Source organism: Pseudomonas sp. 478 (assembly GCF_003254125.1).
Taxonomy (GTDB): domain Bacteria; phylum Pseudomonadota; class Gammaproteobacteria; order Pseudomonadales; family Pseudomonadaceae; genus Aquipseudomonas.
Genome location: NZ_QKZG01000004.1, coordinates 301628 through 328538 on the forward strand (window position 1 = coordinate 301628; position 26911 = coordinate 328538).

Here is a 26911-nt window from a genome sequence, read left to right on the forward strand (position 1 = left end):
AGCATTTCGGCATGAGTGCTCGAGGGATCGGCCAGCGACGAGGTTTTGGTTACAGCCTTAAACGCTGGATGGCGTTGGCGCGCTATCCTGGCGAAGACGCGGTACCTATCAACAACAATTGGGTGGAAAACCAAATCCGGATATGGGCACTTGGGCGCTCGAACTGGCTGTTCACAGGCTCGTTGCGCAGCGGCGGCCGTGCGGCTGCGATCCTGAGGTTGATCCGGTCGGCAAGGCTTAATAGGCATGATCCGCATGCCTACTTGAAGGAGCGTTCTAACATGTTGTCCGACGCAGCGGGCGTGTGAGATTACGAGCTATTAACACGTGGGCGCCCGTTTAACCACGCAAGGTGTGTTGGGCAGGCGCTTAAAAGTGACTCAACTGGATGACTCCCCAAAGCCAACATTTGCAGCTATTGTTGGGACTCCTCACGGAAGATAAAAATAATATGCCGACGCGAGACGTATCATCAGCCCTCCTTCCCTTCGGCCTTCTTGAACCGGATCTGGAAATGCTTCGGCCGACAGAGACAAGCTATACATCTCTGCTATTGCAACCCAGCGGCCCAATTTTTGCGTCAGAGCAGCGCATTGGCAGCCTAGATGTGTCTACAGCGATCGCTAAAAGTCTATCGTTCTTGACATTAGCTCGCGACAGAGGCGCGCATCTTGCGATAACACCTGAATATTTCATGCCATGGGTGGCGTTGAGCGAAGCAATAACAACCGGCATTGCGCCAGCTGCAGATGCGCTCTGGGTTCTGGGATGCGAAAGTATTACTGAAGAAACACTTGAGCGGTTTACGCAGACCGTTAGCGCTCATTGCTTGGTCATTCACGAACCAATGGAAGATTTAGCCCAGGATCGCGATCTCTTTGACCCTGTGGTGCTTATGTTTCAGGCCAAGCATCAAGACGGCTCATCCCAATTAGTTGCGCTGGTCCAGTTCAAGACGTTTCCGTCGAGAGACGAATTATTTCTGGAGGAGCGGTGGTTGCGTCGGGGCACCCAGATCTATCGGTTTCACGGGCGTAGTAGACGTCTTTCGGCTGCTGTAATCATATGCTCTGACGCCTTCGCTGTCGGGGATGATTGGCTAGCGGACTTCAATGATCGCTCAACACTGATTCATATCCAACTCAATCCAAGTCCGCGGAACACAGCATACCGTCACTATCGAACGACAACATTCAATACGGATCCGCGATCCAGCAATTGCCATATCGTCTGCCTGAACTGGGCGCAGTCCATCGTCCAACATGGCGCCCCCGGAACCCCTCCTTACCCATGGAGGAACATCGCCGCATCGACCTGGTACTGCTCTGCGGAAGATTGTTCCTCCGACGATGCAGTGGTCATGCCGAATCATAATCTAGGTCTTTACTATGCCTATATGACAGAGCGACGCCATGCTCTTATTTTTCACTATGACGAAGCGGTGTTCGAGCTACGGGTACCGAAAGTATTAACGGTCGGCATCGCAGTCATGGCCAATAGAAATGGCCCCACTGCAGTCCAGCGATACGTTTGGGATGCTGCTGATGATACATGGGTGATAGCAGGCGCACCCGAGGCGGGGTTTGCAGCCCTGGTTGCTGCCAGCCCGCCGACGCAAATAGCTCTGCAGCACATTATTGCAGCTCACAATCCCTTAGCCATTGAACGAGTATTGGCATTAAGCGCTGGCCAGATAACCGGCCAATCAAATTGGCGGGCACTCAAAGAGATTGATTCTTGCAGGATGGGACCAGACGAGGTGGTACGTAGATTAACTGTTGCTCAAGATCGCGAGGGCCAAGATTTTCGTCATCAGCGGCTCAATACTGCAGCTCAGATCCATCATGAAATTTTGAACAGGATTGAATGGCCTCCTCAGGTTCGCGGAGTGGATGCCGCATCTACTCTGCAGTGGGATGACTCCAATCCGAACTTCAACGTGCTGACCGCGGACAACCAACCAACTCTCATCGCATATCTAGGAGAGTCACCTCAGCCTCGCCACATAGAAAACATTGCGGACAAACTCTACGATTTGCTACGACGAGAAGGCGGGCAGCATCAAAAGAGGCTGTGCATAGCGTACCGAGAATTTGGGCAAGTCAAATTTGCAGGCATTGATGCACTGACCCGCTTTGATGATCCAGCAGAAGACAAGACCGATTTCCTTGCCGTTACTCCGCTCGACACCACGGACGCCTTATGATTGATTCAGCCGCTTTGCGTCGCACGATCACGGAAAAGCTCACCCGGGTTCAAGATTTGGGTAACAACATTTTTCGTGGGGAACGTATCTACCAGGGTAAAACCTTCGCTACGGCCTATATAGACCTATCGGATAACATTATCCAACGGGCAGCGAACCTGGCGAAATTTCAAGAAGGGTTACTGGGAAGTGAATTCTTCACAGCCGATGGCGACCAGCGCTGGAACAGCTATCTGTATTTTTGGGCAGGCCCCGACTCTCAGAACGATGAAAGCTTTTTGAAAGCGAAGGCGCGTATTGAGGGGGATAGGCATTTTGCGAGAAAATTTGTCCTTACTGAAGAGGATCTTTTAGAGCGTTTTGAGGACGTCTCGATTCGGAAGCACAGCGCGCAAGTCGCTACCGACGCCAGTGTCCAATGGGAAGAAATTTTACGAACTGCAGCGCTCAGTATCTTGTTAGAGAAGCGCCCTCGAACCCAATTAATAGAACTGATAGGCACGGGAGAAGCCTTTGCCGTCGACACCGTCCCGGTAGCGCGTGCGCTTCCTAATCCCCTGTCTGACCCGCTGAGTACCGGTCTGCTTCGTAGTTTTCGGGTAGGAAAATTTCGGGCAGCCCTCACTGATAAGCAGTTTCAGTTTGGCGATGTGAACCTGATATTCGGCCCAAACGGAGTAGGCAAAACTTCATTACTCGAGTCCATAGAAGCCCTGTACTGCGGACGTGTTCGCCATGATCGTGAAGCAACGTTTGAGAACATCGAAGCCGATGTCTTCACCCCAGCCGGTGAAGTAGTAACTGTAAAAAGCACGGCTGTGCCTGCAATCATAAGGGCACGCAATCTTGCATGGTACGGACAGTCGAACCAAAACGCTGGAGCAATCAGCCAGTCATTCACCCGGTTCAACTTCCTAGATACTGATGCCGCATTCCGACTTTCGGGCGAATCAACACCGGACCAGCTTAAGAAGGATCTGAGTCTATTGCTGGTCGGGGCCGAAACCTCATCGCTATGGACCGATCTCTGCAAGCTTCGTGACGACGCCATGTCAAAGCGTACGAGCTTCAGCGAGCGCATTCCCTCGCTCCAAAAGCAGACTGAATTGCTCGGTAATGAGGTCAAGCGGCTGCAAGATTCACCAACTGAGACGACCGCTTTCAGAAAATCATATCGTGCAAGTTTGCACGAACTCGGCTGCTCCTGGGCTCAGGACGGCGGCAATGAAGCACTCGCACCTTCCGACCGATCTCGTCTTGAATCGCTTTCACGCGGGTTACGCCAAGCTATCGCTTTAGCGCAAGGCACGCCTGCGAAAATCACAATGCTACGCCAGCAAGCGCAGTCGCTGTTGGCTGCGCTCGATAAGATTCGGAACCTGGTAGAGGCTGACACGAGTAAGCGGCAGGAGCTTCGTGAGCATGAAGCGCAGATAGAGGCCTTTCAGCCAATGCTGTCTGACTTGGGGGTATGGTCGATATACTGCGAAGCGGATGCGCCAGCTCTTGCCAAATCGATTGAGCAAGCCAAGCTTGCGACTTCTAATGCGCGGATCGCCCTCTCAGGAATATCTCTCGACGATGTCCATGAGGTTCCTGCTGAGTACGCTATTCGTGGGCTATCCGCAGCCTTCCAAATCGCCTCGGAAAGCCTCGCGCTTGCTGAGCAGCAAGAGAAGTCAGCTTCAGACAGCCTGGCGCAACAGGAGCGAATCGGCCAATCATTGACTGCACTTCGCTCTGATCTGCGAGGGCTTGCGCAGGCAATAATCGATCGTACGGGCGACACACTGCATTGCCCTGTTTGCGCGACGCCTCACCTAGACGGGGAACTGCTGCACAAAATTGAGGCACTCACCGCGACGGACAATGCGGGCCTGAGCAATGGGCTTCATCAGGCTGCACAGGTAGCCAGAGATCGCGCGCAACGAGAGCGTGATGCACTAGCTACCCTGCAAGTACTTCAACGCTTCGCCGAGGCAAATGATGTAAAGAATTCAGCAACTGTTCGCGAAACTCATCAACGATTGATTTTAAAACACCGAGAGCTCATCGACGCAATGTCCGAGCTGGAAAGATTGGAATCAGCGACGCATTCGCTCGGTCAGTATGGTGCAGACTGGGCTGGCTACCCCAACGCAGAGGCGGCAGCTTTCAAATTGCTGGGAGCCGAGGAAGACCTTTCAAATCTGCAGGTGGTGAACTCACGTATAGCAGCAATACGTAAAGATGCAGAGGCGGCAGACAAAGCCGCATCTGAAGCTCGTGAGTCTTTGGCGGTTACGAACTCCGAGGTGAACGCAATTGCTCTCTCTGTAGGGCTACCTGCGGATGGCGCCTCTCCGAAGGACATGGACATTACGATCCAACGAGCGATGGGGACGCACGACACAGTCTTGGATTTTCTCGGTGAAGCTTCTCGGGTAATTACCTTGGCAGATGATCAACCATTAGAGCCTATTTTGCAGGCAATCGATGACACCATTAACGCCTTTGACCGCGCCCAACATGCGGAGAAATCTGAGATAAATGCGCGTTCCGAGCTAAACGCCAGGGCCGAAGAGCTTCAAGAGAGCACCGCACAGCTCAGCGCGGCGTCAGATCGCAAAGAAAATCTCACAAAAGCTATTGATGTGCTGTCGGAGATTGTGGAAATGCACTCTCTTGAAAAAGCGACCCAAGAAGCTCTCGAATCGATACGAGGGCACGTCAGCGAAATTTTCTCCAGGATTCATTCTCCCGCGGAATACACGCTAGGAGACTTTCACGGCGACCACCTTCTTATTACGCGCGATGGTCTTCGCACCCACGGCGCTGCTCAAGTGAGTACGGGGCAACGTGCGGCATTGGCGCTATCGATATTCTTGGCGATGAACCGCAGCGCAGATTCCGCCCCGCCGGTATTGCTTATCGATGATCCCATCGCACACATTGATGACCTCAACGCATTGTCATTTCTAGACTATCTGCGCGATCTCGCAGTGAGTACGCGCAAGCAGATTTTCTTCGCCACGGCCGACGCTCGGCTCGCCGCATTGTTCCAACGAAAGTTCGAGTTTTTGGGGAGCGAGCGATTCAAAAAAATTGTCCTAGCTCGCTAACAGGCGGTTCGCCGGATTACCTCGCCCACCGCTGAGCAACCCCGGCCTCGGCGCACGGTTTTAGTCGGCACTCCAACTGACGGAACCCGCCAAACGCGCACACGTTTTTGAGGTTTATGCATGTACGATTTGCACCGTCTTGGATGGAACAGTTTTCAGCAACTTTGCCTCACCATAGCCCGTGAAGTGTTAGGGCAGACAGTGCAGACTTTTCTGGATTCGAATGATGCAGGGCGCGATGGTGCTTTCGCTGGGAATTGGACGGTTGCACCGGGCCAGTGTTTCAGTGGGAAATTTGTCATCCAATGCAAGTTCTTAAGCAAAGCTGGAGATCGCCTCACCAAATCCGACCTAGCGGGGGAAATACCCAAGGTGCGCAAGCTCGTATCAGGTGGGCTATGCGATGTCTATGTCTTGATGACGAATGCTGGGATAAGCGGGAAACAAGATGAGCAGATTACATCGGAGTTGATCGATGCCGGAGTGAAACATGTTCTCATCTGCGGCCGCCCTTGGATCGAAGATCAAATCAAAGAAAGCACTAGACTTCGTATGCTCGTTCCCCGCGTATACGGATTGGGGGATCTAAGCCAGATCCTGGATGAGCGAGCCTACGCGCAGGCTCGAGCTGTTCTAGAGTCTCTGCGGGAAGATTTAGCCAAGGTCGTTATCACAGACTCATACAGAAAGGCCGTGCGCGCGCTCGACGAACATGGATTCGTGTTGCTCATCGGCGAACCTGCTGCTGGCAAAACGACCATCGCCTCCATGCTGGCGATGGCTGCTGCCGATATGTGGAAATCTCAGGTGCTCAAACTAGCCGACCCAGCAAAGGTCGTGGAACGCTGGAATGTGGATGAGCCCTCACAATTTTTCTGGATCGATGACGCATTTGGCGTGACTCAATACGAACCACCGCTGGTGCATGGCTGGAACCATTCTCTCCCGCAGGTGAAAGCTATGCTGCGTCGTGGAGCCAAGATCGTCATGACCTCACGGGATTATATCTACAATCGTGCCCGTCAGGAGCTCAAAGAAAGCGCCTTTCCCCTTCTCAGTGAAAGCCAGGTTGTGATCGACGTTCACGATTTGTCCGATGACGAAAAACAACAGATCTTGTACAACCATCTAAAGCTAGGTAAGCAGCCTTCAGTCTTTCGCTCAGACATCAAACAGCATCTAGAACACGTAGCGTCACACCCTCGCTTCATACCGGAAACAGCAAGGCGCATTTCAGATCCGTTGTTTACTAAAAATCTTTATGTGAACGAATACCACTTGGTGCAGTTTGTAGAGAAGCGCGAGCAACTTCTGCTTGAGGTGATCCAGGGACTGGACATGAAGAGTAAGGCCGCGCTGGGTCTGATTTACATGAGGAAAGACTTTCTCGAAAGCCCAATCACGTTGCAGGGAGCGGAATCACAGGCGCTGGAAAGGCTCAGCAGCACATTAGGAGAGTGCATCGCGGCGCTAGACGCCCTCAACGGCAGCCTTGTGGCACAGGCGCTCATTGACGACCAACTGGTGTGGCGCTTCAAACACCCGACCATCGGCGACGCTTATGCCGCGACGCTGTCTTTCAGTCCAGACTTGCTTGGGATTTTTTTGAGTGGCAGCTCTGCGGAAAATCTTACATCCCAAGTCACTTGCGGTAACGTCGGGGTGGAAAAGGCGGTTGTTGTCCCCAAGTCGCTGTTCTCACTGATGATCAATCGGCTACGCGAATTCTCTACCAGTGAAAAATACAAAGTGCAGTGGCTCTCCTCATGGATGGCCCGACGCACTCTTTATCGATTTCTTGCTAATCGCTGCTCAAAAGAGTTCCTTGCTCTGTATCTCGGACAAGACCCTGAGACACTGAAGCGCATAGCAGAACCAGGTCTAAGTCTCAGCTTTTCTCCCGAGGTCGATCTCGTGGTACGTCTGCATGCACTTGGCCTACTGCCCGAGGAAAGCCGCAGGAAGTTTGTTGAAGCTGTCAGCAACTACGCCATCGAGGGTGACGACGTTCTCGCACTGAATGATTCCAGCATGCGGGAAGTTTTCACAGAAAATGAGCACGAGGAGCTTGTGAGGGCGGTCCGAACGGATCTTCTACCCAAGTTGGCAGATGTGAGGAGAAATGCGCAAAGCAATCATGACCCGGCCAAGCCACCAGATGAGCATATGCAGGATCTTTTCGAATCGTTTAGCACGCTCAAAAAACGATTTGCCGACGACGATGAGGCAATCAAGATCATTGAACAAGAAACTGCTCTAGCGAATGATTGGATTGCGGAAACGGAGATTCCCGAGCCGAAAGTAAGTCCACGAGTTCTCGGGGCTTTGGAACCTTCTGAAAAAAAACACGGTACGAGAAGTATTTTTGACGACATCGATGAAAGTGATGAATGACGATGTAAAAAAGGCTGTGCGCATGCTAAGAAAATATCACCCTTTCTCCCCCACATCCCTAAGGAACCGCCAAACAACTCAGCGAAGCTCCCGCAACCTGGGCTGAAATAGCCCGTCATCCAGTCACGACCAGCCCCCTGTGTACGGCGATATCCGTCGCTTCGGCGCCAGGCACAAATCGGCATTATCTATCACCGTGCCATAGGTATCGGCCTGCAGGCCGAGGCTACCTTTGTGGTTGTCACGGTCCCAGCCCAGGCGTGCGGAAATATCGGTGCTGCTTTCCGCACCGGTGTAATACAGGCGGCTGTCGGTGATACGCCCCTGTTGGTCGTAGAGAGTTTCGCGTAAATAACGCACCCCTATCACGGGGCCGTTTATTTACACCCCAAGTCCAGTAGGAAGGAGGTGGTATCTACAGGTGCCAGGTGTTCCGTATAAAATCGTCCAAACGTCCATGCCCCTGCAGTATTAAACCTACCGTCTGACGCAACCGTAATCGACAAAAACGCAGGCCTATTCCCTCTCTCCCAAGATGGAACTAGAATTTCCCTGATCGTTTCCAACCAAGATGGATGTTCCTCATCCAAAAAACTCTTGAACTCATCATTATATCGAGGCTGAAAATATTTAATCAAGCCTGCCTCCAAAACTTTGGCAGCATTGTGTTTTCCAATCTTCGCTTCAAGAATTCCGCTATTGTGAATAAACCCACCAGGCCTTGGCTCTACAACATATTTAGCGCTAAACCCAAAAACATAAACCTGTAAATTAGGCGAATCTCTTTGAATTATCCCAGAAACCTCTCTTACTTTCTCATGATTCCAAAGACGATCGCCAAAATCACGATTCCCTGTTTCCCCAGTAGAGATACCTATATACTCGACCTTGAAGTCCAAAATATTAGGAAACTCCTGGTCATCCACAGAAATATAATGTAAAAAATCAGGCTCAAGAAAAAAACCAAACACACCACTCTTTGTTTTCAGAACCACTCGATTTGGAAATCCGAATTCAGACTCTTGAATTTCCGCGTGAATTATATCTTTAGCACTATCCAGCCCCTCTTTCTGAGGAAATGGATAGGGTGAACTGCCATCCAGCAACAGCTGAAACGGGACCTTCCTATATTTTTTATATCCAACCTCGAACTCGAGATTCCCATACCCGCGACTATTCATAGCATCCCAATAGAAACTATCCTTATCAAACATACACCGCGGGCGAGTAGTTATGAAATAATGATGATAGCCGTGCACAACTCCAAAACCTGTGACCTCATAGCCTGACTTTGTTAGCACAGTCAGCTTTGCGCCTTCATCAGACACTTTTATTTTTTTGTAATTTTCAACATGATGCAAGCCAATAACCAGTGGAAAGCCAGTTGAATAATGGAGAACTGAAGGAAAATCTGACATGTTAAATCCTTTTACAACATAAAAAACAAGCAATCAACCTTAGCAGCTCACAATACTCATTCACATTCAAAACATCGAAAGAAGGGAGCGATCTACTTTACAGAAAATAAATCAGCCCTCTTTTCGCTGTACGTAGGCCGCTACCCTTTAGGCCACATCCGACTTTGGCGAATCAATATTATCATCACTTGCCCGCGCTCGGAGTGGCGGACTGCCCATATAAATTTATCAATTATTTGGAAAGTTCCGCCTTGGTTTGACTCTTAAGCTCCGCGCTAGACTCAAGTCAACCAGGCAAACGCGGCAACCCCCATCCGCCCTGCCCATCCTGCGACATTATCGACAGCAGATAGTTATCGACCTCTCTTAAACTGACCGACGTCCTAGTACTTTCTTCCATTGAATCACGTAGTGCCAGAACACGTATGCACCAACCCTGATAGCGATCTACCTTGCCAAACCCACGCCAGCCTTTGTAGCTTTCGTTCAGTTCGTCCATAACCCAAGACCAACCCTCACGAACATAAGAGTCCACAATCGGGAAAAAAGCGGGCCGATGAAAATGCAAGTACTTCGACGCAAGGCTGCTGTTCTCACGATTGTTCGCCGTCGCCAGGGCACCACAAAGCTCGAGATGAATCGCGACAGCTTCCGGTAAGCGCTCAAGGGTGAGACGCTCATCCACCTCGATAGCATCTAGCATCACCGAACACTTTGATGCGGCAATTGCTTCGGCGGCCGCGATGATGACCTCCAGCGCCTGCCGCTCATCCTTGACGTGGCCCTTGGTTTTTCTGCGTTCCACAGAGGCAGAGTAGGTACGCCCAATTAGCATCAGCTTACCGATAATCTGCGACCTTTCGACGTTGCTGGGCTGCGCCGCTACAGCTTCATATAGCATCGAATTTAGCACGTCGAAGGGAGGGCACCCGTGCTCATTGCCAAGCCAATCGAGCTTTGGAGGAAACAGAGCTAGAGGGTTGAGCTTTTTCTTTTTCATTGTGCACTTATCCGTAGTTTAATCTCATCACGCGCCTCATCAATTGTACGGCAAGCACCGGATAACTGAATTGCCTTTGGTTTTGTAGACATATCTGGATGACCACTATCGCCGAAGGAGCTCTAAGGCTGGGCGCCCGCCCGCTGGCCGACTTCTGCCGGTCGTGATCGGCAGCTGCGCCCGGACGCTTGTGCGAGATCTGCATCTCCGTTAACTGCGGACTACGGGAACGGAGCTGTTCGTATGAGGCATAATCTCGTCCTGGCGCGCTTGTGATTTGGCCTTGGCCAATTCGGCAGGATCACCGCGCTAATGGTGTCGACTAAGGAATGGCCTCAGTGTCATCGGGGCCAGTCTGTAAGCTGAGCCCTGCCAGTGGTACTTCCGGTGACCAAACTGCTGCACACTTGATGTCTGAATTTTCGTTGTTCGCTTCATCTGCTGAATTTTTCGCATTCCATTGAGCGATTTGCTCAAACCAGATTTTTTCGTCGCTCGATACGGCGAAAACAGTGCGAGCTGACTCGCCACTTGCAACAAGAGGTCCGACTTCAACACCGCCGAAAAATGTCATCTCCCAAATGATTTTCTTCGGGTTAGTTCGTTGATACGCCCCGTGGTATCGAAAGACATCCTTGCCCAAGGTGACCTTCACCTGTTCTCCATGTGCAGGCCCCGCCATTTGACCTCTAAAGTACTTGGCGCCTTCGCTGGTCATACGTCTCGCGTCGGTAAGCGAATCGGGCGCGAGCAGGATCTGCCAATGGTGCCAAGCAAGTCCCTGGGCAATGAGGCTAGCCAGTTTCAGCAACATGGTCACATCGAATGGGGTGATCGTCCCTGAATGCCATGTACGAGCTGCATCCAGCACAAAAAATGACCGCTGCGCCTCAGCAATGCTCTTGGCCAGCTTCTGATTCTTAGCCAGCCGCGGCCCTACCTGATCGGAAATGGCAATAGCTGCGCCATCATGCCTGCCCCCCAACGGTAATACCGCAAGAACGTAATGTTCTAGGGCTGCCTTAGCGTTGTTGCATGGCACACAAGCTGGCACTTGGGGCAGGTTGTGGCGATCGTCCTTAGGGAAAAATTCACGCGCAATGACGTGGTCACCAGTGGTCGACGAACCGGGCTTTCCACAGTAAACGCAGGTCTTGTTGAGGTATTTCTTACTGCCCATCTGTACTTTCCACTCCCCAAGAAAAGTGTAAATCGGTTCAGGCTTGCGACTCGGTGCAAGCTGTTACCCTTAAGGTAAACGAGGATCGGGCGCAAGAACGGCGCTTATGGAAACACCTTTTTCGGCGGTTTGATCCATGTGCAGATCAAGAGCGGGGCAAATATTCAGGGCCTGCCTTAGGATCTTATTCGGTTGGCTGCTTTGGCCGATTGTAGTCACCTGCCCCAAGTCTCCTTTGCTAAATCGTACAAACACCCTGGCGGGCCTTTTGTTGTAAGCCCTCCCCCGCGGCTACGCTTTCGATTCCTCGATTGGAGTCGAAACGATGTCCACTGAATATTCACTACCTGATGTCCTCGAACGGCTGTACCAAAACCAGCTCGCCTTAGAAGCGGCCGTGATGGAGTAGACCTTGAGGGTTGAGCGCCAAGGTGCGACTGATACTGGCGACAATGTCCGCGGCGCGCTTCATACGATCGGTGAGAACGCCGGACACATCAAGCAGGGCTTGACCAAGCTGAGGGCCCACACTGATCAAGTTGCCCCCGACGTCCCGCCTGCAACAACCTTTTTGGACTTTGTGTGCATGCAGTCGGGGCCAGCACGCGCTGTTCGGCGCGAAGGATGGCCACGTACGACACAGTTTGTCAGATACAAATCCCAAACTATGTGCTCGCGGGCAAAATGGCATAATATGCCAATGGTCGAAAGAATCTGTTTGCCCAGATCTGGAGTTCATTATGGCGACGCGAAACGTTGTGCTCACCCCTCACCAGGAACAGGTTATCCAGGACCTGGTTCAGTCCGGCCGTTATCAGAATGCCAGCGAAGTGATGCGAGAAGGTTTGCGTCTATTGGAACAACGCGTCGCCGAAGACACCGCCAAAATTGAGGCCCTGCGTCAGGCGACCTCGATCGGCATCATGGACCTTGAGCACGGTCGCTTTACTCAGTTGAACGAAGGGGATCTGGAGCACTACCTCGAAGGCTTGAGCCAGGAGGCGACCCTCCCCGCGAGAGAGAAACACTGAGCATGCCGCAGTATCGGATTTCCAACGCGGCGCGCGCCGACATTGTCGACATCCTCCGGCTCTCCCAGACGCAGTTCGGCGATCAAGCACGCCAGCGCTACCAGGCGCTGATCCTCGCGGCGCTGCAAGCGATTGCCGGCGCGCCTTATCGGGTTGGCAGCCACGACCGCGATGAGCTTGCACCGGGCCTTCGCAGTTATCACCTCATCTATTCACGCCAACAGGCCAAACACCCCCATGGGACGGTCAAAAGTCCGCGCCATATCGTGTTCTATCGTGTGGCAGACGGCGACGTGATCGAGGTCATCCGACTCCTTCATGACTCCATGGAAGTGCAGTTGCATTTGCCTAATGACTGATCACCGACCTGGCCCAACGGCTTAACTGACCATGAACAGCGAAGGTAAGGCGCCCGCCTCTACATCGCAACCTGAGCGCCCTCGCTGCCAGCCGACTCGGCGGCCAATTGAAGCGGGAGGTTCTGGGTCCGACCGGACTATCGAGACCCACGACCAGAAACACGATGCTCAACTTTGCGTCCACTTTCAATGCTGAACAACCGCTTCTTAGGCGTTTTCCGTGACCAGGCGCCTAGCATTACGCTCCAGCTGCCGATGGACACGCGGATCGATGCCCCGAGCGACCAGTGCCCTCGCAACATCACGCAGAGCGCGAGCATCTCGTAAGCTAATTTCAGGATAGGTACCGAGAGAAACACGCGGTTGCTTATCTGCCCAGGAAAAGCGGAAGTGCCAGCACTTGGCGCCTTTCGTATTCACGAAAAGAGCGAGGCCGTTGTAGTCAGGGAGGGTGTAGTCCTTGGCACGGGGTTTGGCGTGCCGGACTGCAGTATCGGTGAGGGCCATCGTACAATCTCCGTCTCGTTTGAATAGAGGAGATTTGTACGGTTTCCAGAAAGGCGAGTCCCACGAAAAAATGATCTACCAAGCTCCGGATTAATGTACTAAACGATGTACTAAAAAAACGTGGATGGTAGTGCTTTCGAGTAGAACTTACTGGAACGAAAAAAGAGGCCGAAGCCTCTTTTTTCAGTTTCTGCAGACTTCAATAGAAGCCTGTAGAACAATAATTGGAGCGGGAAACGAGACTCGAACTCGCGACCCCGACCTTGGCAAGGTCGTGCTCTACCAACTGAGCTATTCCCGCGTCTTGGTGAGGCGCATTCTATAGAATCCAGAAGCCCCGTCAACCCCTTGATTCAAAAAAGTTTATTTCTTTTCCACGTCGGTCTTCAGATGCGGCCAGGCAGCCCGCAAATACTGGACCATTGACCACAACGTCAGGCCCGCGGATATCAGCAGCAAGGCATAACCCAGCAGCACCCAGAACGTGAAATCCGACGGATTGGCCAACAGGATCACCAGCGCCAGCATTTGCGCGGCGGTCTTCCATTTGCCCAGGTTCGACACGGCTACGTGAGCGCGGGCGCCGAGTTCCGCCATCCATTCGCGAAGTGCCGAGACGACAATCTCGCGACCGATGATCACGGCGGCCGGCAGTGTGAGCCACAGGTTGCCATGTTCTTGCACCAGCAATACCAGCGCAACAGCGACCATCAGCTTGTCAGCCACAGGATCGAGGAAAGCCCCGAACGGTGTGCTTTGTTCCAGTCGGCGGGCCAGATACCCATCCAGCCAGTCTGTGGCGGCGGCAAATGCGAACACCGAGGCGGACGCCAGGTAGCTCCATTGATACGGCAGGTAGAACAGTAAAATGAAGATCGGAATGAGCAGGACGCGTAGTACGGTAATCAGATTAGGGATATTCATCGGCACAACTGGCTACGAGGTGAGGGGGCATTCTACTCGCTGTGCAGATTGGCATAAATCAACTCTGCGAGCTTTTTACTGATCCCGGGTGCTTTGGCGATCTCTTCGATGCTGGCACGAGACAGCTCCTGCAATCCACCAAAATGTTTCAACAAATCGCGGCGGCGTGTCGGTCCGACGCCAGCAACGCCCTCAAGTGTAGACGTGCGCCGGGTTTTGCCACGGCGGGCGCGGTGCCCGGTAATCGCGAAACGGTGAGCTTCGTCGCGTATCTGCTGGATCAAATGCAGCGCAGGGGAATCACCGCGCAAGGTGAATTCGTGGGCAGCATCATTCAGATACAAGGTTTCGAAACCGGCCTTGCGCGTGGCGCCCTTGGCGACGCCCAGCAGAATCAGATCAGGCACGGCCAATTCATTGAGCACGTCGCGGGCCATGGACAGCTGCCCCTTGCCACCGTCCACCAGCAAAATGTCCGGCAGCTTGCCCTCCCCGTCCTTCAGTTTGCTGAAGCGTCGGGTCAGGGCCTGATGCATCGCGGCGTAGTCATCGCCCGGGGTGACGCCTTCAATGTTGTAGCGACGGTAGTCGGACTTGATCGGACCTTCGGGGCCGAACACCACGCAGGATGCCACGGTCGCTTCGCCGCTGGAGTGACTGATGTCATAACACTCCAGGCGCTGTGGTGGCTCATCCAGATTCAACACTTCCGCCAGGGCATCGAAACGTGCAGCAACGTGTTGACGGTTAGCCAGTCGCGCTCCCAGGGCCTGCTCGGCGTTGGTGACCGCCAACTGTTGCCAGCGTGCTCGCGTACCCCGAACCCGATGACTGATGGTCAGTTCGCGACCGCGCAGCTCATCGATGGCCGCAATCAGGGTCGGGAAGTCTTCGTGAACCACGTTGACGATCAGTTCGCTGGGCAAGTCGCGCTCGGGACTGCTGATGAAGTACTGGCCGAGAAACGCCGCCATGACTTCAGAAACGTCCTCTTCAATACCCACCTGCGGAAAGAAGTTCTTGCTCCCCAACACCCGCCCGCCCCGCACACTGATCAAATGAACGCAGGCACCACCCGGATTGACGAACGCTGCGATCACGTCGACATCGCCCGTCCCGCCTTCCATGCTTTGCTGGTCCTGGACCCGGCGCAGTAATGAAATCTGATCGCGCAGCTCGGCCGCACGCTCGAACTCGAGGTTGATCGCCGCCTCTTCCATTCCTGCGGACAACTCATCCGTCAGCGCATTGCTGCGCCCCTCAAGGAACATCACCGAGTGTCGTACGTCTTCGGCATACACCTCGGGCTCCACCAGCCCGACACAGGGTGCCTTGCAGCGTTTGATCTGGTATTGCAGGCAAGGACGCGTGCGGTTCTTGTAATAGCTGTCTTCGCACTGACGAACGAAAAACGTCTTCTGCAGCAGGCTCAGGCTTTCACGAATCGCACCGGCGCTGGGATAAGGGCCGAAATACTTGCCCTTGGCCTTTTTTGCACCGCGATGGATGCTCAAGCGAGGGAACTGGCCATCCGAGAGAAAGACATAAGGGTAGGATTTATCGTCGCGCAGCAGGATGTTGTAGGGCGGACGCCATTCCTTGATCAGCGTCTGCTCAAGCAACAAGGCTTCGGTTTCATTGGCCGTAATCGTCGTTTCGACCTGAGCGATACGCGCGACCAGCGCCGCGGTCTTGGGCGCAAGACCGGATTTGCGGAAGTAACTCGACAGGCGATTCTTGAGGTTCTTGGCCTTGCCGACATAGAGCAGGCGTGCCTCGCTGTCGAACATGCGATACACACCGGGACGCCCACTGACCGTCGACAGAAAGGCGCTTGGATCGAAGACTTCAGTCATTTTCAGAGACTGGCATCGACCATGCCGTGCCGAACCGCCAACAGCGTCAACTCGACATCGCTGCTGATCGAAAGCTTTTCGAAAATGCGGTAACGGTAAGTGTTCACGGTTTTTGGCGACAGACACAGTTTGTCGGAAATGATCTGGACCTTCTGACAGCCGACAATCATCAGCGCGATCTGGATTTCCCGCTCCGACAAGGCGTCGAAAGGCGAATCATTGGTCGGCTGGAAGGATTTGATCGCCAGTTGCTGTGCAATTTGCGGGCTGATGTAGCGCTGCCCGGCAAACACCAGGCGGATGGCCTGGACCATTTCCGGCAATCCGGCGCCCTTGGTCAGATAGCCTGCGGCCCCTGCCTGCAACAACCGCGTCGGAAACGGATCTTCTTCGCACACGGTGACCGCGACGACTTTGATATCCGGATGACTGCGCAATAATTTGCGTGTGGCTTCAAGACCGCCGATGCCGGGCATCTTGACGTCCATCAGCACCACATCGGGTTTCAACTCACGCGCCTTGAGCAGGGATTCTTCGCCTGACTCAGCCTGGCCGACTACTTGCAGGCCATCGATGTCAGCCAGCATTCGTGTAATGCCTGTACGAACGAGATCATGATCATCGACTACTAGCACCCTAATCAAGCAGACACCTCGCGAAATGGTCTTATTGGGTTGCCGACACCTTAGCAAAAAGCAACTGGCAGACCTAGCGGCAAGCATCATATAAAAAGTTTCAATACATCTTGAAAGACTTGTCGTATGCGTGTTTCAGCCGGGCGAGGCATCGATATCACGCTGCATTCTCAGGAAACACGCGTCTGTGCCGACCACCTTCAACCCCTTTCTCTCATACAACGCTTGCGCGGGATTATTTTCAAATACCGTCAAACGCAATGCCGGACGCCGTTCCTTGCACGCCATGGCGAATACCTGATCAATCGCCCAGGAACCGGCGCCCTGCCCTCGAAACGCTTCGAGGACGTGCAATTCGCGGATGTACAGGGCCTTGGCGTCACGACTCAGACTGAAAAAGCCCAGCACCGTACTGCCACTCACAATCAACCAGTTCTCGCGCCCGGTCCAGCCCACGTCGAACCCTTCGTCCTGCCACAGCAGATTGTGCTGTATGTAATAGCGGAGCATGTTGTTGCGGGTCAGTTCACGAGCGAAGTCGAGGTCCCGGGATGTCGCCGGGCGTAAATTAAATACCATCACCCCTGCGCAACCTCCACTGTTTGCCCTTTCCAGCCGTCAGCGTTGCGTCGAGCGACAACCATCAGGTTACCCGTACCCGGTGCGGCCGCAATCAGCGAACCGTCCGACGCCCAGATCGCGCTGCGTCCTGCCGATTCCCAGCCACCCGTTGCACCGCCATGGTTGGCCATCAGGACCGTCATCGAATGAGCGCTGGCGTAGCCTTGCAACAACGCGGTATCCGGGGCGTAGCCGTTTTCCGTGATCAGCACGCCCGCCGCATAGAGATCGGCGCCTTGCTGCGCCGCTGCGGCGGCATGACTGGCGTGAGAGAAGTCCGCGCACACCGCCAATGCGACCGTATCGGCACCTACGGTCAGGGTCGAACCGCCGGCTCCCGGTGCAAATGCCACTTCCTCGCCCGGATGCAGATGTTGCTTGCTGTAGATCCCGAGCGATCCATCAGTGCCCAACACCAGCGCCCCAATCAATACGGGCGAATCCTCCGACAGGCGAATCGGCATCCCCACGACTGTCGTCACACCGACTTCCCGCGCGAAATCCCGTAGCGGTTGCAGGACCTCGGCATCTGGCGCAATGGCCAATTCAGCCGCAAGTCCACGCTCGTACCCGGTCAGCGATAACTCCGGGAACACCAGCAATTGCACGCCCTGCTCCGCGGCAACTTGCATGAAGCGCTGATGCCACACAATGTTTGCGGCAACGTCACCGGCGATGGAGATCGATTGAGCAGCGGCGATGATCAGTGGCGTCATGGTTCGTCCTTGTGACGTTCATGTATGTGAAGCACAAAGTGTGTCACAACCGGCGACGCACTCAAGCGATAGAAAATGCCGTCGGCGATCGATAGCATTTTCTGATTGAAACCACGTACCAGCCTCGCGTAAGCTCGGCGCACTTATCGGAGAAACACCATGTCCAGCACCCTCTCACAGCTTCGTACCGTCAGCGCCCTGCGCTCGGTGGCGGCTGCCCGGGTGAATGACGTTTGTGCTCCGGTCAGCTTTTATTTTGGGTATTGGTTTAGCCACTGGCGCGCCTGATACCCACACGGCGCCCACTTTAAACGGGTCGCCACCAGAGAATTCTCAACCCCCGGTCGGCTTCCCGACCGGGGGTTTTGTTTTTTCAGCCCCGCACATTTTTAGCGACACACCAGACAACCAGAGGATTCAACAATGAACTACGCCACTTATTACCGTTACGACAGTTTTACCGCCTGGCGATTTAGCAGCCTCCGCTCGGGACAGCCTGCCGCCTCCGATCGGTCACCCACAGGTGGCAAGCACACACACGCAGCCAATCCGGCCAATTGTCGAACACCCCAGTAGGGCCGAGCGCGCGGGAACGAACCCGCCGCCAGCCCAGGAAGCCCGAATATGAACTCGTCCGTCTCTGCTCTGCCGCTGTCCACCTTGAGCCCTGCCAATGAAGCGCTGACCCTGCGTCTGCCCAGCTCATTGCAACTCAAACAGCAACTGCCACTCAGCAACGCCCTGAGCCAGCAAGTCGCCGCCCACCGCCAGGCGGTTCGCGCGATCCTCAACGGTGAAGACTCCCGTCTGCTGGTCATCGTCGGCCCCTGCTCGATTCACGATCCTCAGTCCGCCCTCGAATACGCCGGCAACCTCGCCCGCCTCGCCGCCGAGGTCAGTGATGAACTGCTGCTGGTGATGCGCGCCTACGTCGAAAAACCCCGCACCACGGTCGGCTGGAAAGGCCTGGCCTACGATCCCCATCTGGATGGCAGCGATGACATGGCCGGCGGCTTGACGCTGTCCCGCGAGTTGATGCGCGAAATGCTCCGCCTGGGACTGCCGATTGCCACCGAACTGCTGCAACCGATGGCTGCCGGCTACTTCGACGATCTGCTGAGCTGGGTCGCCATTGGCGCTCGCACCACCGAATCGCAGATCCACCGTGAAATGGCCAGCGGCCTGAACATGCCGGTCGGCTTCAAGAACGGCACCGATGGTGGTGTCGGTGTGGCCAGCGACGCCATGCGCTCTGCCGCCCATCCGCATCGCCATTTCGGTGTCGACAGCCAGGGTCATCCGGCAATCATTCAAACGCCGGGCAACCCCGACACCCACCTGGTGCTGCGTGGCGGACATCGCGGGCCGAACTACAACCGCGACAGCATCGCCCAAGTGAACAGCGATTTGACCCAACTGAAGATCCCGGCCCGGATCATGGTCGACTGCAGCCATGCCAACAGCGGCAAAGACCCGTTGCGTCAGCCAGCGGTGTTTAACGATGTGCTTGAACAGCGCCTGCAAGGTGATCGATCACTGATCGGCATGATGATCGAAAGTCACCTGTTCGAAGGCTGCCAACCGCTGAGTACGTCCATGCGTTACGGCGTGTCCGTCACGGACGGCTGCCTTGGCTGGAGCGGGACAGAGTCATTGTTGCGCCAGGCAGCCGACCGGCTCAGAGCCCAGAACCGGGATCAACAATCGGCGTGAGCCACACCCTCGTCCAGTCCTCCTATCGAGGACTGGACGTCGGAATTGAGACACGACTCACAGGCAAAGGGTGTTCCCGAAGTAGGCCATCGCAGAAAAGCGCTCTGTTACAGATCAAAAGATGTCCAAATATTCCGAACAAGACCTCATCTACTTTCGAACTTTCGTACATTTTCTATTCCGTTTTCATCAGGTTACAGCGGCTTTTTCATACAACGCCGAACAGCAGGTGTGCTTTAGAGTGAGCCCATCAACACACCTCTGAACGACTGCGAAAAAGGAAAGAACATGCTACGGAATGCAACTACTCAGTATCCGATCCTGTTGGTCCACGGGCTCTTCGGCTTCGACCGCATCGGCAAGATCGAACTCTTTCGTGACGTCAAGCAGGCACTCAGGAGTGCAGGCGCAAGAGTGTTTATCCCGCACTTGTCGGCTACCCATAGCAACGAAGCTCGCGGCGACCAGCTTCTGGCGCAGATCGAACGTGTACTGGACGGAACCGGTGCGAACAAAGTCAACCTGATCGGCCACAGCCAGGGCGCACTCGCTGCACGTTATGCGGCGGCGACGGCGCCGCAAATAATTGCTTCGGTAACCTCCGTCAGCGGACCGAATCACGGCTCGGAACTGGCCGACTTCTTGCGCAAGGCGCTGACGCCCGGGCGCCTGCCGGAACACGTCGCCTCGACAGTTGCAACGTTGTTTGCAGACTTTCTATCGTTGCTTAGCGGCCACCGTCACCTGCCACAGAACGCCATCGCCGCGCTGAATGCCCTGACCACCGAAGGTGTAGGCGCGTTCAACGACAAATACCCGCAGGGCTTGCCGAAAACCTGGGGGGGCAAGGGTCGCGAACTGGTCGACGGCGTACGTTATTACTCCTGGAGCGGCACCCTGCAGGGCGATCTCCTCGACAAAGGGCTTGATGCCCTGAGTCCGCTGCACGGGTTCCTCCGCGCCTTTTCCCACTACTTCACCACCGAACCCGAACAGAACGATGGCCTGGTTGGCCGCTACAGCTCCCATTTGGGCAAAGTCATCCGGTCCGACTACCCGCTGGATCATCTGGACAGCCTCAGCCAGACCGCCGGTCCGTTGCGCAAGGGCATCGACCCGATTGCCCTGTATGTGCAGCATGCCGAGCGCCTGAGAAATGCCGGCCTATAAAGGAATACCGTACCGGCCTGCATAGTCTGTACGGAACTTTGAGAAGAAATAGACCACTGAATCCGGTAGGCTCCGCACTTTACTGAACATTGAAAGGAGTATTTCACCATGGCTAAAGCCACTGCCCGTCACATCCTCGTTGCCAGCGAAGCCAAGTGCAACGAATTGAAAGCCCAAATCGAAGGCGGCGCCGATTTCGCCGAAGTCGCCAAAGCCAACTCCACTTGCCCGTCCAGCCGCCAGGGCGGTGATCTGGGTTCGTTCGGTCCAGGCCAGATGGTCAAGGAGTTCGACACCGTGGTCTTCAGCGCACCGATCAACGTGGTGCAAGGCCCGGTCAAGACCCAGTTCGGTTACCACCTGCTGGAAGTGACCAGCCGTCAGGACTGATCAAGCCTGAAGTTTTCTGCTCAACGGCCCGCCTTTTGGTGGGCCGTTGTGTTTCGGATACGTGATACGGGTGGCGAGGGACGCGCCGCTAGCGTACAAATTGCGGTTATTGACCACCCGGCTCTAAGGCTGACAATGCGACTGGCGTTCCCTACTTTATTGTTCACGGCCGTGGCTCTGTTATTGAGCGTCACCGGCGTGACTGCAGCACCGCAACATGCGTTGACCGTGTACGGTGAACCGGCGAAGTATCCTGCCGGCTTTAGTCATTTTGCCTACACAAACCCGCAAGCCCCCAAGGGTGGCACGATGCGCCGCTCGGCCGTCGAAATCGGTCATTTCGATCATATGTTGCCCTACATCGATAAAGGCATTGGCGTCACACAGGTCGACGGCCTGCTTTACTCGCCCCTCGCCCAGCGTTCACTGGACGAGCCTTACACCGTGTACGGCCTGGTGGCTCAGAAGATGGAGCGCTCGGACGACGGTTTGTTCCTGCGCTTCTACCTCAACCCCAAGGCCCGTTTCGCAGACGGCAAACCGATCACGGCCGAAGACGTGCGCTACACCTTTAACCTGTTGATGACCCAGGGCAGCCTGCGTTATCGCACTCAGTTTGCCGACGTCAAAGGCGTCGAAGTGGAATCACCTCTGACGGTTCGATTCGACTTTAAAAGCAATGAAAACCGTACCCTGCCCCTGGATATCGCGACCTTGCCGGTGCTTCCTGAGCATTGGTGGAAGACTCGCGACTTCGCCAATGGGGGCGGTTACGAGCCCCCGTTGGGCAGCGGCCCCTACAGGGTAGGCAAGGTCGACTCCGGTCGCAGCATCACCTTCGAGCGCAACGCCGATTGGTGGGGCAAGGATTTACCGGTCAGCCGCGGCCTCTACAATTTCGATCGATTCAGTATCGAGTACTTCGGCGATACCGACGTCGCCCGCCAGGTTCTGCGCGGCGGTGCCTACGACTACAACCGAGAATTCTCCGCCACCGCTTACTCCATCGGCTACGACGGCCCGGCCCTCAGTGACGGGCGCCTGCAAAAGGCGCACCTGGCAACTCAAGCCCCGCAACCGGCTCAGGGTTTTGTGTTCAATCTGCAAAACCCGCTGTTCCAGGACCGTCGAGTGCGTCAGGCGCTGGTCATGCTCTGGGATTTCGAGTGGAGCAACCGGCAGATGATGCGCGACATGTACATCCGCCAGCAGAGTTACTTTTCCAACACCGACCTCGCCGCCCGACACCTGCCGGACGCCGGCGAACTGGCGATTCTCGAACCGCTGCGCGGGCAGATCCCCGACGAGGTGTTCACCCAGGTTTTCCAGGCACCGAAAACCGACGGCAGTGGCGTGATACGCGACAAACAGTTGCAGGCACTCGATTTGCTCAAACAGGCCGGCTGGAAACCCGATGGCGATCAACTGGTCAACGCCGAAGGCCAGTCATTGAGTTTCACTTTCCTGGTCAGCCAGAACGGCATGGACCGATTGCTGCTGCCTTATAAGCGCACCCTGAAACAGATCGGCATCGACATGAACATCCGCCGCATCGACTCCTCCCAATACGTGAATCGCCTGATGAGCCGCGACTACGACATGATCGTCACCGGCTACCCGGTCACGACGTCGCCCGGGGGTGAACTGCTCAATTACTTCGGCTCGGTCTCGGCCAACGACCCAGGCGCCAATAACTACATGGTGTTGAAAAATCCGGCGGTCGACACACTGATCGCCGGACTGATTCGCGCCACCACCCAACCCGAAATGCTGCACTACGCCCACGCGCTGGACCGGGTGCTGCAATGGAACTACTACTGGATTCCCAACTATTACCCGCCGGGCAGCTCCACCGTTTGGTGGAATCGTTTCGGCAGGCCCAACGAGCAAGCGAGCAATGACGAAGCGATCGAGAGCTGGTGGGAAATCAGCACCACGCCGCTGACCAACCAACAGATGACCGCTGAGCAAATCAGCCGTGGCAAACCCGGAGGGCCGCACTGATGTGGGCTTACATACTGCGGCGTCTGCTGCTGATCATTCCGACGCTGGTGATCATTCTTCTGGTCAACTTCATCATCGTCCAGGCCGCGCCGGGCGGCCCGGTGGAACAGGCCATCGCGCACTTGCAAGGCATAGGCGGCGCGAGTGTCGGCGGCGGTTCCAGCGAACGCATGTCCGGCACCTCCCGATCCAGTCGAGGCCTTGATCCGCAGCTGATCAAGGACATCGAAAAGCAATACGGCTTCGATAAACCGGCGCACGAACGCCTGTGGCTGATGCTCACCAGCTATGCGCGCCTGGACTTCGGCAAGAGCTTTTTCCGCGGTGCGACCGTCACCGACCTGATCCTGGAAAAAATGCCGGTGACCATTTCCCTCGGGCTCTGGGCAACGCTGATCACCTACCTGGTGTCGATCCCTTTGGGCATCCGCAAGGCCGTGCATCACGGCAGCCATTTCGATATCTGGAGCAGCACCGCGATCGTCATCGGCTACGCCATGCCGGCGTTCCTGTTCGCGATGTTCCTGATCGTGGTCTTCGCCGGCGGTACCTCGCTGAACTGGTTCCCGGTGCGCGGGCTGGTCTCGGACAACTTCGAATCGCTGTCGACCGTGGGCAAAATCGCCGATTACTTCTGGCACCTGGTACTGCCGGTGACAGCGCTGGTGGTCGGCGGGTTCGCCACGCTGACCATTCTGACCAAGAACTCCTTCCTCAATGAAATCACGCGCCAGTACGTGGTCACCGCCCGCGCCAAAGGCCTGAGCGAACGCCGAGTGCTTTACGGTCACGTGTTTCGCAACGCCATGCTGCTGGTGGTCTCGGGAATTCCCCAGGCGTTCATCAGCGTATTTTTCGCCGGATCCCTGCTGATCGAAGTGATCTTCTCGCTCGACGGACTGGGTCGCATGAGCTACGAAGCCGCGGTTTCCCGGGACTATCCGGTGGTGTTCGGTTCGCTGTTCATCTTCACGCTGTTCGGTCTCTTGATAAAACTGGTCGGCGATCTCTGCTACACCCTCGTCGACCCGCGTATCGACTTCGCCGCGAGGAACGCCTGATGTTCAAGCTCTCGCCGTTAGGTCGTCGTCGCTTCGAGCGCTTCAAGAAAAACCGTCGCGGCTGGTGGTCGCTGTGGCTGTTTGTCGGCCTGTTCCTCTTGACTCTGGGTGGCGAGCTGATCGCCAACGACAAACCGCTGATCGTCAGCTATCAGGGCTCCCTCTACTTCCCGGTCCTGAAGCGTCATACCGAGCAGGAGTTTGGCGGGCAGCTGCCGTTCCAGGCGGACTACCGCAGCGATTATGTGCAGAAGCTGATTCAAAAGGACGGTGGCTGGATGCTGTTCCCGCCAATCCCCTTCAGCGACGACACGCCGAACTATGACCTCAACCAACCGGCGCCCAGCCCTCCGACGAAGGTCAACTGGCTGGGCACCGATGATCAGGCGCGGGATGTGTTGGCCCGAGTGATTTTCGGTGCTCGGGTGTCGATCCTGTTTGCCTTGATGCTGACGTTTGTCAGCGCACTGATCGGCATCGCTGCCGGCGCCCTGCAAGGCTATTACGGCGGCTGGGTCGACCTGATCGGTCAACGGTTACTGGAGGTTTGGTCGGGACTGCCGGTGCTGTACCTGCTGATCATCCTGTCGGGGTTCGTCGAGCCTAATTTCTGGTGGCTGCTGGGGATCATGGCGCTGTTTTCCTGGCTGGCCCTGGTGGACGTGGTGCGCGCCGAGTTTCTGCGCGGACGCAACCTGGAATACGTCAAAGCCGCCCGTGCGCTGGGCCTGACCGACCGCAAGGTTATCGTCCGGCACATCCTGCCCAACGCCATGAACGCGACCCTGAGTTATCTGCCGTTCATTCTGACCGGAGCGATCTCCACCCTTACGGCGTTGGACTTCCTCGGTTTCGGCATGCCCGCCGGCAGTGCATCGCTGGGCGAGTTGATCGGTCAAGGCAAGCAGAACCTGCAAGCGCCGTGGCTGGGACTGACGGCGTTTTTCACCCTGGCGTTGATTCTTTCTTTACTGGTGTTTATCGGAGAGGCATTGCGAGATGCCTTTGATCCCCGGTCATGACGCGGACTGTTGATATGAGTAACAACCTGATCGAAATCCGTGACCTCAACGTGGCCTTCAGCGGCCAGACCGTGGTGCGCAATCTGTGCCTGGACATCCGCCCCGGCGAATGCCTGGCGCTGGTGGGCGAGTCGGGCTGCGGCAAGTCGGTGACCGCTCACTCGATCCTGCAACTGCTGCCCGAGACCGGCACCGAAACCACCGGCAGTATTCGCTACCGTGGCCAGGAGTTGGTCGGCGCTCCGGCCAAGGTGTTGCGAGAACTGCGGGGTGACCGCATCGCGATGATCTTCCAGGAGCCCATGACCTCGCTCAACCCATTGCACAGCATCGAAAAGCAAATCGGCGAAACGCTGCTGCTGCACAAGGGCCTGGCCGGTAAAGCGGCGCAAGCGCGGATTCTCGAGTTGCTGCATCTGGTTGGCATTCAGAAACCCAAAGAGCGGCTCAAGGCCTATCCCCATCAATTGTCCGGTGGCCAACGGCAACGGGTGATGATTGCCATGGCCCTGGCCTGCGAACCGGAGTTGCTGATCGCCGACGAACCGACCACCGCGTTGGACGTGACAGTGCAGCGCAAGATCCTGCTGCTGCTCAAATCCCTACAGAAGCGACTCGGCATGTCGCTGCTGCTGATCAGCCACGACCTCAATCTGGTGCGCAGCATTGCCCAACGAGTCTGCGTGATGAAGGCCGGGGAAATCGTCGAGCAGGCACCTTGCGAAACACTGTTTACCGAACCGAAACATCCTTACAGCTGCGTCTTGCTGAACGCGGAACCGGAAGGTGAAGCGCTGCCCCGGGACGAGCGCGAGAACGTGCTTGAGGTAGATGACTTGCGGGTGCAGTTTGCCCTCGGTGGCGGGCTGTTCCAGCGCAAGACCTACCTGAAGGCCGTGGACGGCATCAGCCTCAACATTCAACGCGGCAAGACGCTGGGCATTGTGGGCGAATCCGGTTCCGGCAAGTCGACGCTGGGGCAGGCGATCCTGCGCTTGCTCGACTCCGAAGGCAGCATTCGCTTTCAAGGTGAAGCGCTGGACGGCCTGACGCAAAAACAGCTGCGACCGTGGCGCAAGAAAATGCAGGTGGTGTTCCAGGACCCGTTCGGCAGCCTCAGCCCGCGCATGTCCGTGGCGCAGATCATCAGTGAAGGCCTTGAGGTGCATAGCCAGTTGACGGCTGACGAATGCAAAGCCGAAGTAATTCGGGCATTGCTGGAAGTCGGCCTCGACCCGCAAAGCCGTCATCGCTACCCGCACGAGTTTTCCGGCGGCCAACGCCAACGCATCGCCATCGCCCGGGCGCTGGTGCTGAAACCGGCGCTGATCCTGCTGGACGAACCAACCTCGGCGCTGGATCGCACGGTGCAAAAACAAGTGGTCGCCCTGCTCCGCCAACTTCAGGAAAAACATGGCCTGACGTATCTGTTTATCAGCCACGACCTGGCAGTGGTCCGTGCCCTGGCTCATGACATGATCGTGATCAAGGACGGCAAAGTGGTGGAAAGCGGTGCCAGCCACGACGTGTTTGAATCGCCGCAGCATCCGTATACCAAAGAGCTGTTGGCAGCGGCGCATCCGGGTTAAGACTTGAAACCGCG

Annotated in this window: 22 protein-coding genes, 1 tRNA gene and 2 pseudogenes; 14 read left to right on the forward strand and 11 right to left on the reverse strand. The window is 55.7% G+C overall.

Annotated elements, in window-relative coordinates; translation table 11 throughout:
* Positions 1-47: 47 nt before the first annotated feature.
* From DFS28_RS11165 to DFS28_RS11180, 4 genes and pseudogenes are all read left to right on the forward strand, one after another.
* Positions 48-324, forward strand: a pseudogene (locus tag DFS28_RS11165) (transposase); the annotation flags it as partial.
* Between the two features lie 64 nt (positions 325-388).
* Positions 389-2206, forward strand: coding sequence for a hypothetical protein (locus DFS28_RS11170; protein ID WP_218281364.1), 1818 nt, complete (start codon positions 389-391; stop codon positions 2204-2206).
* The gene (locus DFS28_RS11175; protein ID WP_111449789.1) at positions 2203-5307 is read left to right on the forward strand and encodes an AAA family ATPase; all 3105 of its coding nucleotides are present in this window, start codon (positions 2203-2205) and stop codon (positions 5305-5307) included. Before DFS28_RS11170 ends, DFS28_RS11175 begins: the two co-directional genes overlap by 4 nt.
* Before the next feature lie 120 nt (positions 5308-5427).
* Entirely contained in the window at positions 5428-7701 is a 2274-nt protein-coding gene (locus DFS28_RS11180; protein ID WP_111449790.1) for a hypothetical protein, read from the forward strand.
* A gap of 123 nt (positions 7702-7824) precedes the next feature.
* Here DFS28_RS11180 and DFS28_RS11185 read toward each other — a convergent pair whose 3' ends face one another.
* The 4 genes from DFS28_RS11185 to DFS28_RS11200 form a co-directional block, all read right to left on the reverse strand.
* The gene (locus DFS28_RS11185; RefSeq protein ID WP_111449791.1) at positions 7825-8061 is read right to left on the reverse strand and encodes a hypothetical protein; all 237 of its coding nucleotides are present in this window, start codon (positions 8059-8061) and stop codon (positions 7825-7827) included.
* Between the two features lie 17 nt (positions 8062-8078).
* Entirely contained in the window at positions 8079-9119 is a 1041-nt protein-coding gene (locus DFS28_RS11190; protein ID WP_111449792.1) for a hypothetical protein, read from the reverse strand.
* Between the two features lie 286 nt (positions 9120-9405).
* Positions 9406-10119 (reverse strand): hypothetical protein, encoded by a 714-nt coding sequence (locus tag DFS28_RS11195; protein WP_111449793.1) that lies wholly within the window; start codon positions 10117-10119, stop codon positions 9406-9408.
* Between the two features lie 322 nt (positions 10120-10441).
* A complete protein-coding gene (locus tag DFS28_RS11200) occupies positions 10442-11299 on the reverse strand; it encodes an HNH endonuclease (RefSeq protein WP_111449794.1) in 858 nt (285 codons plus the stop codon).
* A gap of 325 nt (positions 11300-11624) precedes the next feature.
* Between DFS28_RS11200 and DFS28_RS30825 the strand changes: the two are divergent.
* The 3 genes and pseudogenes from DFS28_RS30825 to DFS28_RS11215 form a co-directional block, all read left to right on the forward strand.
* Positions 11625-11822, forward strand: a pseudogene (locus tag DFS28_RS30825) (hypothetical protein); the annotation flags it as partial.
* Positions 11823-12039: 217 nt separating this feature from the next.
* Complete coding sequence (locus tag DFS28_RS11210; protein WP_111449795.1) at positions 12040-12330, forward strand: type II toxin-antitoxin system ParD family antitoxin; 291 nt, start codon at positions 12040-12042, stop codon at positions 12328-12330.
* Between the two features lie 2 nt (positions 12331-12332).
* Positions 12333-12689: a type II toxin-antitoxin system RelE/ParE family toxin gene (locus tag DFS28_RS11215; protein ID WP_111449796.1), complete on the forward strand. Its 357-nt coding sequence runs from the start codon at positions 12333-12335 to the stop codon at positions 12687-12689.
* A 207-nt stretch (positions 12690-12896) separates the two neighbouring features.
* Here DFS28_RS11215 and DFS28_RS11220 read toward each other — a convergent pair whose 3' ends face one another.
* The 7 genes from DFS28_RS11220 to DFS28_RS11250 form a co-directional block, all read right to left on the reverse strand.
* Positions 12897-13196, reverse strand: coding sequence for an Arm DNA-binding domain-containing protein (locus DFS28_RS11220; RefSeq protein WP_111449797.1), 300 nt, complete (start codon positions 13194-13196; stop codon positions 12897-12899).
* 225 nt (positions 13197-13421) lie between these two features.
* Positions 13422-13497, reverse strand: a tRNA-Gly gene (locus tag DFS28_RS11225).
* Between the two features lie 62 nt (positions 13498-13559).
* A complete protein-coding gene (pgsA, locus tag DFS28_RS11230) occupies positions 13560-14120 on the reverse strand; it encodes a CDP-diacylglycerol--glycerol-3-phosphate 3-phosphatidyltransferase (protein WP_008150904.1) in 561 nt (186 codons plus the stop codon).
* 32 nt (positions 14121-14152) lie between these two features.
* Entirely contained in the window at positions 14153-15976 is a 1824-nt protein-coding gene (gene uvrC, locus DFS28_RS11235) for an excinuclease ABC subunit UvrC (RefSeq protein WP_056741535.1), read from the reverse strand.
* 2 nt (positions 15977-15978) lie between these two features.
* The gene (uvrY, locus tag DFS28_RS11240; protein WP_008015884.1) at positions 15979-16620 is read right to left on the reverse strand and encodes a UvrY/SirA/GacA family response regulator transcription factor; all 642 of its coding nucleotides are present in this window, start codon (positions 16618-16620) and stop codon (positions 15979-15981) included.
* Between the two features lie 126 nt (positions 16621-16746).
* Positions 16747-17190, reverse strand: a complete 444-nt coding sequence (locus tag DFS28_RS11245; protein ID WP_111449798.1) for an N-acetyltransferase — start codon at positions 17188-17190, stop codon at positions 16747-16749.
* Positions 17190-17948, reverse strand: coding sequence for a carbon-nitrogen hydrolase family protein (locus DFS28_RS11250; protein WP_111449799.1), 759 nt, complete (start codon positions 17946-17948; stop codon positions 17190-17192). The genes DFS28_RS11245 and DFS28_RS11250 overlap by 1 nt, the downstream gene beginning before the upstream one ends.
* 624 nt (positions 17949-18572) lie before the next feature.
* Between DFS28_RS11250 and DFS28_RS11255 the strand changes: the two genes are divergently transcribed.
* From DFS28_RS11255 to DFS28_RS11285, 7 genes are all read left to right on the forward strand, one after another.
* Positions 18573-19661 (forward strand): 3-deoxy-7-phosphoheptulonate synthase, encoded by a 1089-nt coding sequence (locus tag DFS28_RS11255; RefSeq protein WP_111449800.1) that lies wholly within the window; start codon positions 18573-18575, stop codon positions 19659-19661.
* 288 nt (positions 19662-19949) lie between these two features.
* Positions 19950-20831: a triacylglycerol lipase gene (locus DFS28_RS11260; RefSeq protein ID WP_111449801.1), complete on the forward strand. Its 882-nt coding sequence runs from the start codon at positions 19950-19952 to the stop codon at positions 20829-20831.
* 108 nt (positions 20832-20939) lie between these two features.
* The gene (locus tag DFS28_RS11265; RefSeq protein WP_008150918.1) at positions 20940-21221 is read left to right on the forward strand and encodes a peptidylprolyl isomerase; all 282 of its coding nucleotides are present in this window, start codon (positions 20940-20942) and stop codon (positions 21219-21221) included.
* 135 nt (positions 21222-21356) lie between these two features.
* A complete protein-coding gene (locus tag DFS28_RS11270) occupies positions 21357-23225 on the forward strand; it encodes an extracellular solute-binding protein (RefSeq protein ID WP_111449802.1) in 1869 nt (622 codons plus the stop codon).
* A complete protein-coding gene (locus DFS28_RS11275) occupies positions 23225-24286 on the forward strand; it encodes a microcin C ABC transporter permease YejB (RefSeq protein ID WP_111449803.1) in 1062 nt (353 codons plus the stop codon). Before DFS28_RS11270 ends, DFS28_RS11275 begins: the two co-directional genes overlap by 1 nt.
* Entirely contained in the window at positions 24286-25308 is a 1023-nt protein-coding gene (locus tag DFS28_RS11280; protein ID WP_111449804.1) for an ABC transporter permease, read from the forward strand. The genes DFS28_RS11275 and DFS28_RS11280 overlap by 1 nt, the downstream gene beginning before the upstream one ends.
* A gap of 14 nt (positions 25309-25322) precedes the next feature.
* Entirely contained in the window at positions 25323-26897 is a 1575-nt protein-coding gene (locus DFS28_RS11285) for an ABC transporter ATP-binding protein (protein ID WP_111449805.1), read from the forward strand.
* The last annotated feature ends 14 nt before the right edge of the window (positions 26898-26911 follow it).

Excerpts from the sequence above, each read along its gene's own strand:
- DFS28_RS11170 (WP_218281364.1), top strand. The coding sequence starts at position 389 with ATGACTCCCCAAAGCCAACATTTGCAGCTATTGTTGGGACTCCTCACG.
- DFS28_RS11175 (WP_111449789.1), top strand. The coding sequence starts at position 2,203 with ATGATTGATTCAGCCGCTTTGCGTCGCACGATCACGGAAAAGCTCACC.
- DFS28_RS11180 (WP_111449790.1), top strand. The coding sequence starts at position 5,428 with ATGTACGATTTGCACCGTCTTGGATGGAACAGTTTTCAGCAACTTTGC.
- DFS28_RS11190 (WP_111449792.1), bottom strand. The coding sequence starts at position 9,119 with ATGTCAGATTTTCCTTCAGTTCTCCATTATTCAACTGGCTTTCCACTG.
- DFS28_RS11195 (WP_111449793.1), bottom strand. The coding sequence starts at position 10,119 with ATGAAAAAGAAAAAGCTCAACCCTCTAGCTCTGTTTCCTCCAAAGCTC.
- DFS28_RS11200 (WP_111449794.1), bottom strand. The coding sequence starts at position 11,299 with ATGGGCAGTAAGAAATACCTCAACAAGACCTGCGTTTACTGTGGAAAG.
- DFS28_RS11210 (WP_111449795.1), top strand. The coding sequence starts at position 12,040 with ATGGCGACGCGAAACGTTGTGCTCACCCCTCACCAGGAACAGGTTATC.
- DFS28_RS11215 (WP_111449796.1), top strand. The coding sequence starts at position 12,333 with ATGCCGCAGTATCGGATTTCCAACGCGGCGCGCGCCGACATTGTCGAC.
- DFS28_RS11220 (WP_111449797.1), bottom strand. The coding sequence starts at position 13,196 with ATGGCCCTCACCGATACTGCAGTCCGGCACGCCAAACCCCGTGCCAAG.
- pgsA (WP_008150904.1), bottom strand. The coding sequence starts at position 14,120 with ATGAATATCCCTAATCTGATTACCGTACTACGCGTCCTGCTCATTCCG.
- uvrC (WP_056741535.1), bottom strand. The coding sequence starts at position 15,976 with ATGACTGAAGTCTTCGATCCAAGCGCCTTTCTGTCGACGGTCAGTGGG.
- DFS28_RS11245 (WP_111449798.1), bottom strand. The coding sequence starts at position 17,190 with ATGGTATTTAATTTACGCCCGGCGACATCCCGGGACCTCGACTTCGCT.
- DFS28_RS11250 (WP_111449799.1), bottom strand. The coding sequence starts at position 17,948 with ATGACGCCACTGATCATCGCCGCTGCTCAATCGATCTCCATCGCCGGT.
- DFS28_RS11255 (WP_111449800.1), top strand. The coding sequence starts at position 18,573 with ATGAACTCGTCCGTCTCTGCTCTGCCGCTGTCCACCTTGAGCCCTGCC.
- DFS28_RS11260 (WP_111449801.1), top strand. The coding sequence starts at position 19,950 with ATGCTACGGAATGCAACTACTCAGTATCCGATCCTGTTGGTCCACGGG.
- DFS28_RS11265 (WP_008150918.1), top strand. The coding sequence starts at position 20,940 with ATGGCTAAAGCCACTGCCCGTCACATCCTCGTTGCCAGCGAAGCCAAG.
- DFS28_RS11270 (WP_111449802.1), top strand. The coding sequence starts at position 21,357 with ATGCGACTGGCGTTCCCTACTTTATTGTTCACGGCCGTGGCTCTGTTA.
- DFS28_RS11275 (WP_111449803.1), top strand. The coding sequence starts at position 23,225 with ATGTGGGCTTACATACTGCGGCGTCTGCTGCTGATCATTCCGACGCTG.
- DFS28_RS11280 (WP_111449804.1), top strand. The coding sequence starts at position 24,286 with ATGTTCAAGCTCTCGCCGTTAGGTCGTCGTCGCTTCGAGCGCTTCAAG.
- DFS28_RS11285 (WP_111449805.1), top strand. The coding sequence starts at position 25,323 with ATGAGTAACAACCTGATCGAAATCCGTGACCTCAACGTGGCCTTCAGC.